The organism is Stappia sp. BW2 (genome assembly GCF_008107695.1).
GTDB lineage: Bacteria > Pseudomonadota > Alphaproteobacteria > Rhizobiales > Stappiaceae > Roseibium.
Genome location: NZ_VIRG01000056.1, coordinates 43,888 through 56,821, shown reverse-complemented (window position 1 = coordinate 56,821; position 12,934 = coordinate 43,888). Strand labels below are relative to the sequence as shown.

The following is a 12,934-nucleotide window of genomic DNA, read 5'->3' as shown; positions in this document are numbered from 1 at the left end:
AGAGCGAAACGGCAATTCGCGGCAGACAAGAGGGAAGGCGACATGGTCAAGGAAACAGCCGAGCTGGCTGCGGACAGGAACCGCTACAGCCTCTCCGAACATGTGTTCACCGCAGCCAATCTGGAACCCGCGCTCTATATCGTCTCCACGCCGATCGGCAATCTCGGCGATATAACTGTCAGAGCGCTGGAAACCCTTGCTGCGGCAAGCGTGATCGCCTGCGAGGATACGCGGGTCACGGCAACGCTTACCCAGCGGTTCTCTTTGAAAACCCCACTCCTTCCCTACCACGAGCACAATGCCGACAAGCAGCGGCCGAAGATCCTGGAAGCTCTGGCCGATGGCCGGGCCGTGGCGCTGGTGTCCGATGCGGGAACGCCGCTGGTCTCCGACCCGGGGTATCGGCTGGTGCGTGATGTGGTCGCAGAAGGCTACAAGGTCATCCCGATCCCAGGGGCCTCCGCGCCTCTGGCCGGACTGGTTGCAGCGGGCCTGCCGAGCGATACGGTGCTGTTTGCAGGGTTTCTGCCGCAAAAGGGCGGGCCGAAGTCCCGGCGGCTGCAGGAACTGGCCAAGGTGCCGGCGACGCTGGTTTTCTTTGAATCGCCCCATCGTACTGCCGCCACGCTGGCGCTCATGGCCGAGCTCCTGGGAGCCGGACGCGAAGCTGTCGTCGCGCGGGAGCTGACCAAGCGTTTCGAGACCTTCGAGCGCGGCACTCTGGAAGAGCTGAGCGCTCGCTTCGACGGCCAGCAGGTCAAGGGCGAGATCGTTATTCTGGTCGGCCCACCGGAAGACAAGCCCGAGGCCGAGGCGGACGATCTGGATGCCTTGTTGAGCGAAGCTCTCACCGAAATGCCGGTGAGCGCCGCAGCGAAGAAGATCTCCAAGGCCACGGGGCTCGACCGCAACGAGGTTTATAAACGGGCCCTCGAACTGAAGGCGGAAGACGCCTGATGGCACGCGGTCCGGGTGGTTCCGGAAGGCCGCCGGCAGAGACGGACCGGCGCCGCCGGGCACATGCGTTGGGCCTATCCGCCGAAACCCTGGCTGCCTGGTATCTGCGCCTCACCGGCTGGCGCATCCTCAAGCGCCGCTACAAGACCAAGGCCGGCGAAATCGACCTCATCGCCAAGCGCCGCAAGACGGTTGCCTTCATTGAGGTCAAGGCCCGCAAATCACGGCAGGCAGCGCTGGAAGCCGTCACGCCTGCCAGCCAGAAACGCATTTCCCGTGCCGCCAGGATCTTCGTCACCGAGCATCCCAAGGCCGGGTTCTTCACCTTGCGCTTCGATGTCATCGTCGTGCGTCCCCGCGCTTGGCCCGAGCGCATCGCGAACGCGTTTCAGGCTTGGGAGTAGTTTGGTGCGCTGGTCCCAGGTCTGAGTTTAACAATGGCTGGTGTGTCGAAACCCGGCAACGCTCGCCCGGGATGACGCCGGGTTTGATTGAGAAACGTGACCATTTGCATTTGCCAGGGGAATGACTTTGAAACGAACTCGGATCCTTCTGCCCGCCACCTCTGGACAAAGCGGACCTCGCACCGCATATCTGGACCAATCGTTCTGAAATCCCAAAGGCGCCGAAGTGGCGCCGCCCGCCGGGAGTTGCCTCATGGCTTTGAAAGTTGCGGTCCAGATGGACCATGTATCGTCCATCAATATTGCCGGCGACAGCGCCTTCGCAATGATGCTGGAAGCGCAGTCTCGCGGACATGAACTCTATCACTACACGCCCGACCGCCTGGCGATGCGCGGCGACGAGGTGTTCTGTGCGCTGGAGCCGATTGAAGTGCGCGATGTGAAGGGCGATCACTTCACATTGGGCGAAAAGAGCCGGTTCAACATGCGCGAGATGGATGTGGTGCTGATGCGCCAGGACCCGCCGTTCGACCTCTCCTACATCGCCGCGACCCACATTCTGGAAAAGATCCATCCGGACACATTGGTGGTCAACGACCCGGCAGCCGTGCGCAACGCACCGGAAAAGCTGTTCGTGACCGAATTCGCCGATCTGATGCCGCCGACCCTGATCACCAAGGACAAGTCGGAGATCGATCTTTTCCGGAAGGAATATGGCGACATCGTCATGAAGCCGCTGTTCGGCCATGGCGGTGCGGCCGTCTTCCGCATCACTCAGGACGACCTCAACTACGGGTCTCTGTATGATTTCTTTGCCGCGACCTTCCGCGAGCCCTGGGTCATCCAGCAGTTCCTGCCCAACGTGAAACACGGCGACAAGCGCATCCTGCTGGTCGACGGCCAGTTCGCCGGCGCGGTCAACCGTGTTCCGGCCGCTGGCGACCTGCGCTCCAACATGGTGCGTGGCGGCGCGCCGACCGACAGTGAGCTGACCGAGCGCGAACGCGAAATCTGCGCCCGCCTTGGACCGTCGCTGAAGGAAAAGGGTCTGATCCTGGTCGGCATCGACGTCATCGACGGCAACCTGACGGAAATCAACGTCACCGCCCCCACGGGCATCCGCGCCATCCGCAATCTCGGCGGGCCGGACGTGGCAGGCATGGTCTGGGACGTGCTGGAAGCGAAGGTGAAGGGCTGACAGCCCTTGCCACAAGCCGTGTCCGAATATCCGCTTGACCTCAATTTAAGTTGAGGTTGTAGAGCTGTTTCTCCTTTCAAATCTCAAGGAGAAACAGCATGAAATCGGACACGGACTCCCGGCCCATATACCGCGTCGACCGGTTTGAAGTGCCGCTTGAATCGCGCGACGTTCTGCTGGAACGGCTCACTGTCATTCGCGATCTGCTTCAGAACATCGAAGGCTGCCGCCAGAACCTCGTGCTTGAACAGCCTTCCCGAGGAGGGACGGCGACATTCGTCACCTTTGTCGAATGGCAGAACGAAGAGGTCTTTCTGCAAGCGAAGGCCCGTATAGCGGAAGAATATCGCAAGGTGGCGTTCGACCCGCAGGCCTTCCTGCAGCAAATCGGTGCGAAAGCCGTCATGTCCAACATGAATGCAGTCTGACGCCCTGAGGACATGAACGGAAAATCCCTGGGCGGGCACCCCGCCCATCACCTGCGATCAGACAAAAAAAACCTCCGCATGGGGGCGCGGAGGTGTTAAGAGTTCGTGCTTAGACAATGCAACAGAGGGCCTACTCGGCAGCCTCTGTAAGTAGAACCCGTCCCCACTAGAATCGATCCTGCAGAAAGTGCATTTTGCTTGAATATTTTTTTGCGCTTCTACTTTAGGGTGTCGTTATCACGTTGAAATGAAATGGTTAATCCCTCTCGGTCGGCGCGAAATTATTTTTGAAAAAATTTCGAAAGGACCGATATTTCCCATGGCAAGGTGCCGGAATCCCGGAATCGAATTTTTGAGCCGCTTCAAGGAGATACGATTCAATCGTCGGATGCTCGGTTTCAATAACGCGGTAATGGCAGGACCGGAACCGGGCCCGAACGGGATTGCTTTGGGCAAGTAACCCAAGGGCATTTGCGCAAGATAAAGACCGCTCTCCCGAAAGACAGCGGCCAGTGCAGTGCAACCTTAAAGGGCGACTATTCTGCAGCTTCTGTCTTGATGACTCCGCGGCGGATCTGGTCTTCTTCAATCGACTCGAACAGGGCGCGGAAGTTGCCTTCGCCAAAGCCCTCGTCACCCTTGCGCTGGATGAACTCGAAAAAGATCGGGCCAATCACGGTCTTCGAGAAAATCTGCAGCAGGATCTTCGTCATGCCGCCGTCGATGACGCCTTCACCGTCGATCAGGATGCCGTGACGCTTCATCCGCTCGATGGGCTCGTCGTGGCCGTTCACCCGGTCGTAGGACATCTCGTAATAGGTTTCCGGCGGGCCGGGCATGAACTTCAGACCGTTGTCTGCCAGAAGATCCGTGCTCTCGTAGATGTTGTCCGTGCCAACCGCGATGTGCTGGATGCCTTCGCCGTTATATTTCTTCAGATATTCCTCGATCTGGCTGGTGTCGTCCTTGGATTCGTTCAGCGGAATGCGGATCTTGCCGCAGGGGCTGGTGATCGCGCGGCTGACAAGACCGGTGATCCGGCCGTCGATGTCGAAGAAGTGGATCTGCTTGAAGTTGAACAGGTCGCGGTAGAAATCCCACCACTTGTCCATGTTGCCGCGATAGACGTTGTGGGTCAGGTGGTCGAGATAATAGAAACCGACGCCTTCCGGCTTCGGATCGACCACGCCCAGCCAGGTGAAGTCTTCCGAATAGGCCGAGCCTTTCTCTCCGTAGGTGTCGATAAAGTAGAGCAGGGATCCGCCGATGCCGACAATTGCCGGAACATCCAGGGTCTTGTCGTCGCCTTCATAGGGCGTCGCGCCCTTGGCAACGGCATGGTCGAATGCCTTTTGCGCATCGACAACGCGCCAGGCCATGGCAGGTGCGCAGGGGCCGTGCGTATCGACGAACGTCATGCCGAAGCTGCCCGGTTCGGCATTCAGTACATAGGTGACATCGCCCTGACGATAGAGGGTGATGTTCTTGCTCTTGTGCTTTGCGACCGGGAGGTAACCCATCCTGCGGAACAACGCGTCCAGCTTTTCTGGTTCCGGATGGGAGAATTCGACAAATTCGAATCCATCGGTACCGGCCGGGTTGTCAGACGTGATCTGAGCGGGTGGCGCGTCGTGCGGGAACGGTCCCATGAATGTCCTCCTCGGTTGAACGGGTCAGTGCAGTCAGAATGCCGCGAAGGACGCGCAGCGTGTGTGCGAATCACGTGTTTTCGCGTAAGATGGTGCACAGAAAATGCGAGATACTTTGGAGAACTGCATGACAATTGCGCTGGATAGCTTTGATGTGAAGCTGCTCGCTGCTTTGCAGAACAACGCCGCCCTGACCAATTCCGAGCTGGGCGACGTCATCGGCCTGTCCGCAAGTCAGGTCTCAAGGCGCCGGCAGAAGCTGGAAGACGCGGGTATCATCCGCCGGTACCGGGCAGCGCTGGATCCGGAATCCCTTGGGCTGATGGTGACCGCCTATGTCGGCGTGACGCTTGGCGCGCATTCCAGGGAAAACGCCCGCAAGTTCCGCAACATGGTGACAGCCATGCCCGAAGTGCAGGAGGCTCACACACTGACCGGGGATGTCGATTACATGCTGAAGATCGTGGTGTCGGACCTGAAGGCGCTCAGCCGCATCATCAACGACGAACTGCTGCCCCAGGAGGCGGTTCATCATGTCCGCTCGTCAATCGCCATGGAAACGCTGAAGGACGACAATCTGTTGCCGTTGAAGTGACCCTCTAAAGCCCGAGCCAACCCATGAGGTCGGTCCAGATATCCTTGCGCAGGCCCTTCAGATCCGGCGCCGGGTTGCCATAAGGGTCGGCCAGGCAGACATCGGAAAATCCGGTCTTGCCGGACAACAGGCATTGCTCGGGTTCGCAGGTGATCGTGTCAGACAGATAGATGCGTTTGCCGGCATAGGTCTTGAATGCAAGCTCCGGTTTGTCCTGTCTTGTTCCCGACGTGAAGACATAGGTCGGAAACTCGCTGCCGCGCGGCTGCCCACGGTCCTGGACGGCGTGGATATACAGCAGCGTTCCGGGAGTATCCTCACGCGAACACCCCTTGATGTTGAAGGCATAAAGATTGCCGGTCGTGCTTTCGCCGGCATCGCCCAATGCGCGCGAATAAGCTTTCAGAAGATCATTCTGCCAGATCTTGCGATAGGTATCGGCTTCGTCGTTCAGCGACAGGGCGTGCGCGGGTCCACTCCCCAGTGTCCCGGCGATGAGGCAGCACAGCAGGGAAAGACCGCGGATTGAGGAGAGGAAGTTCAAGATTTTCCTCGCTGTTGCCAAGACGAAAGGCGTTGCGGATTGGAGAAGTGTGACGGAGTGTAACGCAAACTTGCGTCCCTTGCAGAAAATCCCATTTGATAAGGCGAACGTGATTGAAGCCGCTCCACGCGGCAATTTTAAGGAGCCGAAAATGTTCGACGCAAAATCCTTGCTGGATCAGTTTCTGGGCACCCAGGGCGGTGGTCAAGCCGGCCAACGCGGTGCGGCCGGGAAAGGCGGGTCCGGTGACCTTCTCTCCCAGGGCAAGGATTTTCTGTCGTCCCAGGGCGGCGGACTGGCGCTCGGAAGTCTTGCCGGCCTGATGCTTGGCAGCAAGAGTGGCCGCAAACTGGGCAAGAAGGCCGTTACCTATGGCGGCCTCGCCCTGGTCGCCGGCCTTGCCTACAAGGCCTACCAAGGCCACAAGGCCAACCAGCAGAATGCGCCGCGCCCGCAGTATCCGGCCGATGATCCGATCCCGGTGGAAGCCCCGCGCGGCACGGCTTTCGATCCGAGCGAACAGCCGGGCGGTGAAAATCAGGCAGCCGTGACGCTGTTGACGGCAATGATTTCCGCTGCGAAGGCCGACGGACATATCGACCGTGAGGAGCAGGACCGGATATTCGACAAGATCGACGAGGCCGGACTGGACAGTGACGCAAAGGCGTTTCTGATGGACGAACTGCGCTCGCCGCTGGACCTGGACAAGGTGGTTGCCGGCGCAACCTGCGAGGAGACCGCCGCAGAAATCTATGCCGCTTCACGCCTGGCCATCGATCCGGATCATCCTGCGGAAAAGGCATATCTGCAGATGCTCGCGGCCCGGCTCAACCTGGAAGACGGCCTCGTTGACGAAATCGAATATGCTGTCCGCGAAGCTCAGGCGGCGGGCTGACCGTCGCCACGGAGGGTGCAAGAAAACAGGGCTCCCGCAACCTGTTGTCACGGGAGCCCTGCATAACCGGCGCATGCTCTGAAGCCGTCGCAGATCCACTGACGGCACGAGCCAGGAAGCACACAGCCTTGTGGGGCGGCCGCGCACCTCACGGACCGGCTATTTTCCGGTGTTTTCTTCAATCAGTTCGACGGCGCGTTCGTAGAGAGCGGTGCCGTCCATGCCTTTCTCGTCCATCTCGGCAATCCATTTTTCAATCGTCGGCGCGGAAGCTTCCTTCCAGCGGGCCACCTCCTCAGGAGGAAGCACGACGATGTTCGCTCCGTTTTCGATGGCATCCTCGCGAGGCTTGGCATCATCCCGCTGCATCTGACCGCCGGCGAAGCCGGAAAGTTCCAGACCGGAGTTTTTGTCGATGATCGCCTTCAGATCGTCGGGCAGCCCATCGTAGGCAGCCCGGTTCATGCCCAGCACGAAGGTGGCCGTATAAAGCGAGTCGTCTCCGAAGTCCGTGTGGTTATTGACAAGCTCGTTGATCTTGAGCGCGCCGGTGACCTCCCACGGCACCACCGTGGCGTCGATGACACCCTTGGACAGCGCTTCGGGAACCGCCGGAACCGGCATGCCGACAGGCGTCGCGCCGAGTGAGCTGAACATTTCATTGGTTACCCGCGTCGGAGCCCGCAATTTCACGCCGTTGAGGTCGTCCAGTGAATCGATCGGCTCCTTGGAATGGATCAGTCCGGGACCATGCACCCAGAGCCCAAGAACCTTCATGTCCTTGAAGTCCTGGTCCAGCATGGTCTCTTCCGCCAGTTGCCAGAAGGCGCGTGAAACGGCTTCGGCATTGGTCATGACGAAGGGAAGCTCGAAGACTTCGGTTCTCGGAAAGCGGCCAGGCGTATACCCAGGCAAGGTCCACACAATGTCCGCGATGCCATCGATGGCCTGATCGACCAGTTCCGGCGGTTTGCCGCCAAGCTGCATCGCCGGGAAATGCTGGAACTCGATCCGTCCCCCGGATTCTTCCTCGATCTTCGCCATCCACGGTTCGAGAATGTTCTTCGGCACGCTGGCTTGCGCCGGCAGCATCTGGTGCAGCCGCAGCGTGACCTCCGCCGCAGCGGCGGGGCCTGCACTGAGGGTCAGCGACAGCGCTGATACCGCAAGCGCCCCAACGGTAACCGCTCCTGCGGCCAGAGACCTTATGGTCCGGTATTTCGACATGACTTCCTCCCTTGATCGAATTGGTCCCTCAGGCCTGCTCGTCCGGCAGATGCACCACCAGCCCGTCGAGGGCGCCGGTCAGCTTGATCTGGCAGGACAGGCGCGAGGTTTCGCGCACTTCGGCCGCCGCGCATTCCAGCATGATGTCTTCGCCTTCCGCCTGCGCGCCGGTCTTGTCGCTCCACTCTTCGTCCACGTAGCAGTGGCAGGTGGCGCACATCATGGCGCCGCCGCATTCGGCAAAAATGCCGTCAATCCCGTTGCCGACCGCAGCTTCCATGACGCTGGCGCCTTCATTGGCGTCGATGGTCGTCCGGCTGCCGTCTGGCTGGACGAAGGTAATCTGCACCATGCGCTTCTCCCTTTCGGCGGGTTCTGCCCCGCTCCCTTGTTGCGTTTGCTCAGGTCAATTTGACGGGCAGGTTCAGGGGGCCGCGGAAACCGAAGCCGCTCCAGATCACGTCTTCGGGCCGATCCAGCTTCATGCCTGGAAAACGCTCGAACAGCATCGGCAGCATGATTTCACCAACGGTCCTGCGCGAGATATGAGCACCTGCGCAATGATGCGGGCCGCTGCCGAAAGCCTGATGAGGCGCCTTCTGGCGGAACACGTTGAACGCCTCGCCATCCTCGTAAAGGTCCTCGTCGCGGTTGGCGGAGGCCTGGATGGTCATCAGCGTGACCCCTTCGGGAATGTCGATGCCGTCGATTTGAACATCCCGCGTTGCCCGGCGGGACGATGCCTGGATGGGCGCCACCCAGCGAACGCCTTCTTCGAAGGCATCCGCCCAGGCGTCCTGCCGCTTGACCTCTTCCAACTGATCCGGATTGGTCAGCAGCCCATAGATGATGGTCGCGAGCGCGTCGCGTGGCTCGTTGATCCCGCCGCCAATGGCGATCTTGATGTTGGCATAGATCTGGCTTTTGGGGATCGGGTCACGGGCGTTCAGCATGACGGAAAAGGCGGAATTGTTGGGTTCTGCGGTGTGACGGTCAATCAGACTGTCGAACATCGCATCCATTTCCGCATTGGCCGCATCCGACCGGGCGAACGGTTCGTCGGCGAAGCCGAAGTTGCCGGCACCGTCGATCAGCACCTGCGACCAGCGCTGCATATCGGCGTCGCTGACTTCGTCGAGGCCCAGAATATGCGCCAGGATGCGTGCTGCCACCGGTCCGCACAGGGCGGTGAATAGGTCGACCGTTTCGCCTCTTGGCAGCCGGTCGAGATAGTCGGCGGCAATCTTCCGGTAGAGATCGGCCCAATCGGTCTTGATGACCTTCGGCGAGAACGCCGGCTGCATGGCCATGCGCTCGCGCCGGTGCTCATCGCCGTCCTTGCGCATCAGCGTGTGGGCAAGAAAGGCGCGCCGCATCGGTGTCACAGGATCGTCCGAACTGTAAAGCTCGGGATCGTCCTTCACCATTTTGGTGTGTTTCGCCTTGGTCAGGAAAATACGGTTTGCCGCCGGAACCTGAACGATCGGCGTTTCCGCCCGCATCCGCTTGTAGATCGGATAGGGATCGCGTCTCAGCTCGTCAAGCGTCAGCGTTTTGTCGACGGGTGCGACTGCCATCTGCCATCTCCTCCCAAATCCGGCAACTGGCCAAGTTAATCGGGTGGCTTAAAATCAAGCAATACGATTGACTTTATAGTTGTCATCGAATTTTTTGATTTTACCCGGATCTGAAACGCCGGTTCGGGACTTGGGAGATGGTGCAGATGCAGGTCGATCCGTTGGATGTCGATTTTCGGGCGTTGCAGGTTCTGGTCTGGGTGCACCAGCTTCGGTCTTTCACGCGGGCTGCGGAAGAGCTCGGTATCAACCAGTCGGCCGTCAGCTACACCATCAACAAGCTGCGGGGCGTGTTTCAGGATCCGCTGTTCGTTCGTCAGGCGCGCCGGCTGCACCCGACGCAGCGCTGCGAGGATATCGTCCATCAGGCCAAGCGGCTGACGGCGGAGTTCCGGCAACTGGCCGCCCCGCCGGACTTCGATCCGAAGACGGCCTCGCAAACCTTCACCATTGCCTGCAATTTCTATGAACGGGTGCTGATCATTCCGGAGATCGTCCATTTTCTGAAACGCGAAGCGCCGAATCTGGATCTCGAAATCATTGACGCGTCGGGGATCGGCCATGAGCGCCTGTTGCGCAACGAGGCGGATCTTCTGATCGGTCCCTTCGAGCGCCCGGACCCGCATTTCTACAGGCGTGATCTCTATCAGGACCGCTACGTCTGCCTGCTCGATCCGGAGCATCCGAAAGCCGGGTCATCGCTGAGCCTGGAAGATTATCTGGATCTCGACCACGTGCTCGTCACCTATGGCGGTCAGTGGCGGTCCCGTTACATCATCGAGCTTGAGCGCATGAACAAGGACTTGAAAGTCGCCCTGCGCGTGCCGAGCCCGGCGGGGCTTGAGCGTCTGGTAGCCGGATCGCACCTCGTCGCCACGGTGCCGGAACGGCTGTCCCTGTCCGTTGCGGAGGGGCTTCGGGTGGTGCCCTGCCCGGTTCAGACTTCGGTGACGATCAGCCTCGCCTGGACCACGCTCAATCATCGCGCACCGCTGCACATGTGGGTGCGAGAGATGGTTTACCGGCTGAATACAAAATCCCGGAAGACGGACGATCCGCCTTCCGGGCGTGGCGCTTTTCAGTAAAACACACTCAACCGGTCTCTATCACGCAGGCATCGGCCCTACATAATGCGACGACGGCCGGATCAGCTTGCCTGTTTCCTGCTGTTCCAGAACATGGGCGCACCAGCCCGGTGTCCGGCCGACAGCAAACAGCGGCGTGAACAGGCTGCGGTCAACCCCGATCGCATCCAGCAGAACCGCGGTATAGAACTCCACATTTGTTTCCAGCGGGCGGTCCGGCTTGGCGATTTTGAGGGCGGCCAGGGCCGCCTGTTCGATTTCCTCCGCAAGGCGCACTTTCGGATTGCCGGCTCCAAGCAGACGCAGACCTGCCTTCAGGACGTCCGCACGCGGATCCCGCGTCCGGTAGATCCGGTGACCGAAACCCATAAGACGTTCCTTGCGCGCCAGCGCCTCACCGATCCAGGCGGCGGCGTTTTCCGGGCTGCCGATGGCATCGATCATATCCAGCACGGGGCCTGGTGCACCGCCGTGCAGCGGCCCGCTGAGCGCACCCATCGCACCAAGCACGGCCTGTTTCAGGTTCGCTTGGGTCGACCCGATCACGCGGGCCGTAAAGGTGGAGGCGTTCAGTCCGTGGTCAAGGATGGTCACCAGATAGCGGTTCAGCGCTTCGGCATGGGCCGCAGGCGGCAGTTCTCCGCTCAACATGCGCAGAAGGTCCGTTGCGGTTTCCAGTGTGCTGTCCGGTGCGATCGGGCTCTGGCCGCCGGCAATCCGATGCGACGCCGCCAGAAAGACGGGCAACGCGCCGCAGATCGCAATTGCGTCGGGCAGGCCGCTGGACAGGGGTAGAGCAGTCAGACCGAGCTGCATGCGTTCATAGACGCTGAGGCTGGACGGTGCGGCTTCAAGAACCGGCATGACGGCAAAGGCGGCCAGCCGGGCGTCGCCGAAGGCCGTGCGCAGGCCAGGGGCTCCGGGCACGTCGAATTCCTGCCACAGGTGCCGGACAGCGTCTTCGAAGCTCAGCTTTCCGGCCAGATCTTCGATGTGGCGGCCATGGAGGATGAGGACACCCTTTTGGCCGTCGACATGGCTGAGCTTGGTGGTGGCGGCGACGACGCCCTCCAAACCGGCAATCGGGTCCGGTGTCATCCGGGCGGGATTTGGCGCTTCTGTCATGGCTATCTCCTTATCTATGCCGGCCAGATAGTAAGAAGCGATTGCATTGATCAATGTTGATAATTAAAATCAATACATGTCCAAGCCGATTTATCTTTCCGCCCGTGAGGCTGCCGCTGAACTCGGTGTTCAGCCTGCCACGCTCTACGCCTATGTCAGCCGGGGGCTGATCGCCTCCGTTGCCGGTCCGGGCAAGCAGCGCCGCTACGATGCGGCGGACGTGCGCCGCATGAAGGGTCGCAAGGCGGCCGACGACCATTCCGGCGCCCGGCCGCTGACCGGTGACCCGGTGCTGGAAACCGAATTGACACTGATTTCGGAGACGGGCCCTGTCTACCGTGGCCGGTCTGCGGTCGATCTGGCGCAAACCTCGACGCTGGAAACCGTGGCAACCCTGCTGTGGGCGTCGCAGGACGATCCCTTCGCCGAAAGCGCGCCGCTGCCGCCGCCGGAATTGCCGCAAGGTCTTGCGCCGCTGGACAGGCTCATGGTCGCGCTCGCCGCCTGGCCGCTGCAGGACAAGGCCGCCTACACCCAGGCGCCCAAGCTTTTGCAGGTCAAGGGCGCGGCCCTGTTGCGCTATGCGGTCGCAGCTCTCCTCAACGCCGATCCGGTCGACGTGCCGATCCACACGCAAATCGCCAACGCCTACGGTGTGTCGTCTTCGGCAAAGAACGTGATCCGGGCGGCGCTGGTCCTGTGTGCCGACCACGAACTCAACACCAGCGCCTTCGCAACCCGCTGTGCCGCCTCCACCCGCGCGCCTCTGCACGCAGCCCTGATTTCAGGTCTCGGGGCCTTCGCCGGTCCGCGTCATGGTGCGGCATCCGACAGGACAACAGCCTGGCTCTCGGAGGTCGTGCCTGACACAGACATCGAAACCATGCTCTCGGACCGGTTGAGCCGGGGCGAACCCCTGCCCGGCTTCGGCCACACCATCTACCGGGGACCGGATCCGCGCGCCTCCTGCCTGCTCGATGTCCTCTATCGCAGCGAACCGGCAAATCCTTTTGTGCAGCGGCTGACGGGACTGATATCGGTTGCGCACGATCTCTTCGGCGAGGCGCCGAACATCGACTTCGCCCTGGCCGCGACACAAAAGACCTATGGCTTGCCGAAGGATGCCGGGAAGATCATCTTCTGCGCTGGCCGCATGGTCGGCTGGATCGCCCATGCGCTGGAGCAATACGCCGCGCCGGAGCAGATCCGGCCACGGGCAGCCTATGTCGGCGAGCGCCCGGAATAAGAGG

General features: G+C 60.8%; 14 protein-coding genes. 8 read left to right on the top strand and 6 right to left on the bottom strand.

Features of this window, described 5'->3' with window-relative positions:
* Positions 1–42: 42 nt before the first annotated feature.
* The 4 genes from rsmI (at position 43) to FMN63_RS06980 (ending at position 2,987) form a co-directional block, all read left to right on the top strand.
* Positions 43–957 (top strand): 16S rRNA (cytidine(1402)-2'-O)-methyltransferase, encoded by a 915-nt coding sequence (gene rsmI, locus FMN63_RS06995; protein WP_148583239.1) that lies wholly within the window; start codon positions 43–45, stop codon positions 955–957.
* Positions 957–1,361, top strand: a complete 405-nt coding sequence (locus FMN63_RS06990; RefSeq protein ID WP_148583238.1) for a YraN family protein — start codon at positions 957–959, stop codon at positions 1,359–1,361. Before rsmI ends, FMN63_RS06990 begins: the two co-directional genes overlap by 1 nt.
* A 253-nt stretch (positions 1,362–1,614) precedes the next feature.
* Positions 1,615–2,559 carry a glutathione synthase gene (gene gshB, locus FMN63_RS06985; RefSeq protein WP_023002334.1) on the top strand — a complete coding sequence of 315 codons (945 nt, stop codon included), beginning with the start codon at positions 1,615–1,617 and terminating at the stop codon, positions 2,557–2,559.
* 98 nt (positions 2,560–2,657) lie between these two features.
* On the top strand, positions 2,658–2,987 hold the full coding sequence (locus FMN63_RS06980) for an antibiotic biosynthesis monooxygenase (protein WP_148583237.1): 330 nt from the start codon (positions 2,658–2,660) through the stop codon (positions 2,985–2,987).
* 536 nt (positions 2,988–3,523) lie between these two features.
* Here the strand turns inward: FMN63_RS06980 and hppD are convergent.
* Entirely contained in the window at positions 3,524–4,636 is a 1,113-nt protein-coding gene (hppD, locus tag FMN63_RS06975) for a 4-hydroxyphenylpyruvate dioxygenase (RefSeq protein WP_148583236.1), read from the bottom strand.
* A 127-nt stretch (positions 4,637–4,763) separates the two neighbouring features.
* Between hppD and FMN63_RS06970 the strand changes: the two genes are divergently transcribed.
* On the top strand, positions 4,764–5,231 hold the full coding sequence (locus FMN63_RS06970; protein ID WP_148583235.1) for an Lrp/AsnC family transcriptional regulator: 468 nt from the start codon (positions 4,764–4,766) through the stop codon (positions 5,229–5,231).
* Between the two features lie 4 nt (positions 5,232–5,235).
* On the opposite strand, the gene FMN63_RS06965 is transcribed toward FMN63_RS06970, so the two are convergent.
* Positions 5,236–5,775, bottom strand: coding sequence for a hypothetical protein (locus FMN63_RS06965; protein ID WP_148583234.1), 540 nt, complete (start codon positions 5,773–5,775; stop codon positions 5,236–5,238).
* A 151-nt stretch (positions 5,776–5,926) separates the two neighbouring features.
* On the opposite strand from FMN63_RS06965, the gene FMN63_RS06960 reads away from it, so the two are divergent.
* Positions 5,927–6,670, top strand: a complete 744-nt coding sequence (locus tag FMN63_RS06960; protein WP_148583233.1) for a tellurite resistance TerB family protein — start codon at positions 5,927–5,929, stop codon at positions 6,668–6,670.
* 159 nt (positions 6,671–6,829) lie between these two features.
* On the opposite strand, the gene FMN63_RS06955 is transcribed toward FMN63_RS06960, so the two are convergent.
* From FMN63_RS06955 to FMN63_RS06945, 3 genes are read right to left on the bottom strand one after another with little or no spacing between them, the layout of a single operon-like run.
* Positions 6,830–7,897 carry a TRAP transporter substrate-binding protein gene (locus tag FMN63_RS06955; protein WP_205513902.1) on the bottom strand — a complete coding sequence of 356 codons (1,068 nt, stop codon included), beginning with the start codon at positions 7,895–7,897 and terminating at the stop codon, positions 6,830–6,832.
* 28 nt (positions 7,898–7,925) lie between these two features.
* Positions 7,926–8,249: a 2Fe-2S iron-sulfur cluster-binding protein gene (locus tag FMN63_RS06950; protein WP_148583232.1), complete on the bottom strand. Its 324-nt coding sequence runs from the start codon at positions 8,247–8,249 to the stop codon at positions 7,926–7,928.
* A 49-nt stretch (positions 8,250–8,298) separates the two neighbouring features.
* Positions 8,299–9,474: a cytochrome P450 gene (locus FMN63_RS06945; protein ID WP_148583231.1), complete on the bottom strand. Its 1,176-nt coding sequence runs from the start codon at positions 9,472–9,474 to the stop codon at positions 8,299–8,301.
* A 137-nt stretch (positions 9,475–9,611) separates the two neighbouring features.
* Between FMN63_RS06945 and FMN63_RS06940 the strand changes: the two genes are divergently transcribed.
* Entirely contained in the window at positions 9,612–10,559 is a 948-nt protein-coding gene (locus FMN63_RS06940) for a LysR family transcriptional regulator (protein WP_209000989.1), read from the top strand.
* Between the two features lie 21 nt (positions 10,560–10,580).
* Here FMN63_RS06940 and FMN63_RS06935 read toward each other — a convergent pair whose 3' ends face one another.
* Entirely contained in the window at positions 10,581–11,684 is a 1,104-nt protein-coding gene (locus tag FMN63_RS06935) for a citrate synthase/methylcitrate synthase (protein WP_162854999.1), read from the bottom strand.
* A gap of 76 nt (positions 11,685–11,760) precedes the next feature.
* On the opposite strand from FMN63_RS06935, the gene FMN63_RS06930 reads away from it, so the two are divergent.
* Positions 11,761–12,930 (top strand): citrate/2-methylcitrate synthase, encoded by a 1,170-nt coding sequence (locus tag FMN63_RS06930; RefSeq protein ID WP_148583229.1) that lies wholly within the window; start codon positions 11,761–11,763, stop codon positions 12,928–12,930.
* Positions 12,931–12,934: the final 4 nt, after the last annotated feature.

Bases quoted from the DNA above. Each gene is read 5' to 3' on its own strand.
- rsmI (WP_148583239.1), top strand. From the start codon at position 43: ATGGTCAAGGAAACAGCCGAGCTGGCTGCGGACAGGAACCGCTACAGC.
- FMN63_RS06990 (WP_148583238.1), top strand. From the start codon at position 957: ATGGCACGCGGTCCGGGTGGTTCCGGAAGGCCGCCGGCAGAGACGGAC.
- gshB (WP_023002334.1), top strand. From the start codon at position 1,615: ATGGCTTTGAAAGTTGCGGTCCAGATGGACCATGTATCGTCCATCAAT.
- FMN63_RS06980 (WP_148583237.1), top strand. From the start codon at position 2,658: ATGAAATCGGACACGGACTCCCGGCCCATATACCGCGTCGACCGGTTT.
- hppD (WP_148583236.1), bottom strand. From the start codon at position 4,636: ATGGGACCGTTCCCGCACGACGCGCCACCCGCTCAGATCACGTCTGAC.
- FMN63_RS06970 (WP_148583235.1), top strand. From the start codon at position 4,764: ATGACAATTGCGCTGGATAGCTTTGATGTGAAGCTGCTCGCTGCTTTG.
- FMN63_RS06960 (WP_148583233.1), top strand. From the start codon at position 5,927: ATGTTCGACGCAAAATCCTTGCTGGATCAGTTTCTGGGCACCCAGGGC.
- FMN63_RS06955 (WP_205513902.1), bottom strand. From the start codon at position 7,897: ATGTCGAAATACCGGACCATAAGGTCTCTGGCCGCAGGAGCGGTTACC.
- FMN63_RS06950 (WP_148583232.1), bottom strand. From the start codon at position 8,249: ATGGTGCAGATTACCTTCGTCCAGCCAGACGGCAGCCGGACGACCATC.
- FMN63_RS06945 (WP_148583231.1), bottom strand. From the start codon at position 9,474: ATGGCAGTCGCACCCGTCGACAAAACGCTGACGCTTGACGAGCTGAGA.
- FMN63_RS06940 (WP_209000989.1), top strand. From the start codon at position 9,612: ATGGTGCAGATGCAGGTCGATCCGTTGGATGTCGATTTTCGGGCGTTG.
- FMN63_RS06935 (WP_162854999.1), bottom strand. From the start codon at position 11,684: ATGACAGAAGCGCCAAATCCCGCCCGGATGACACCGGACCCGATTGCC.
- FMN63_RS06930 (WP_148583229.1), top strand. From the start codon at position 11,761: ATGTCCAAGCCGATTTATCTTTCCGCCCGTGAGGCTGCCGCTGAACTC.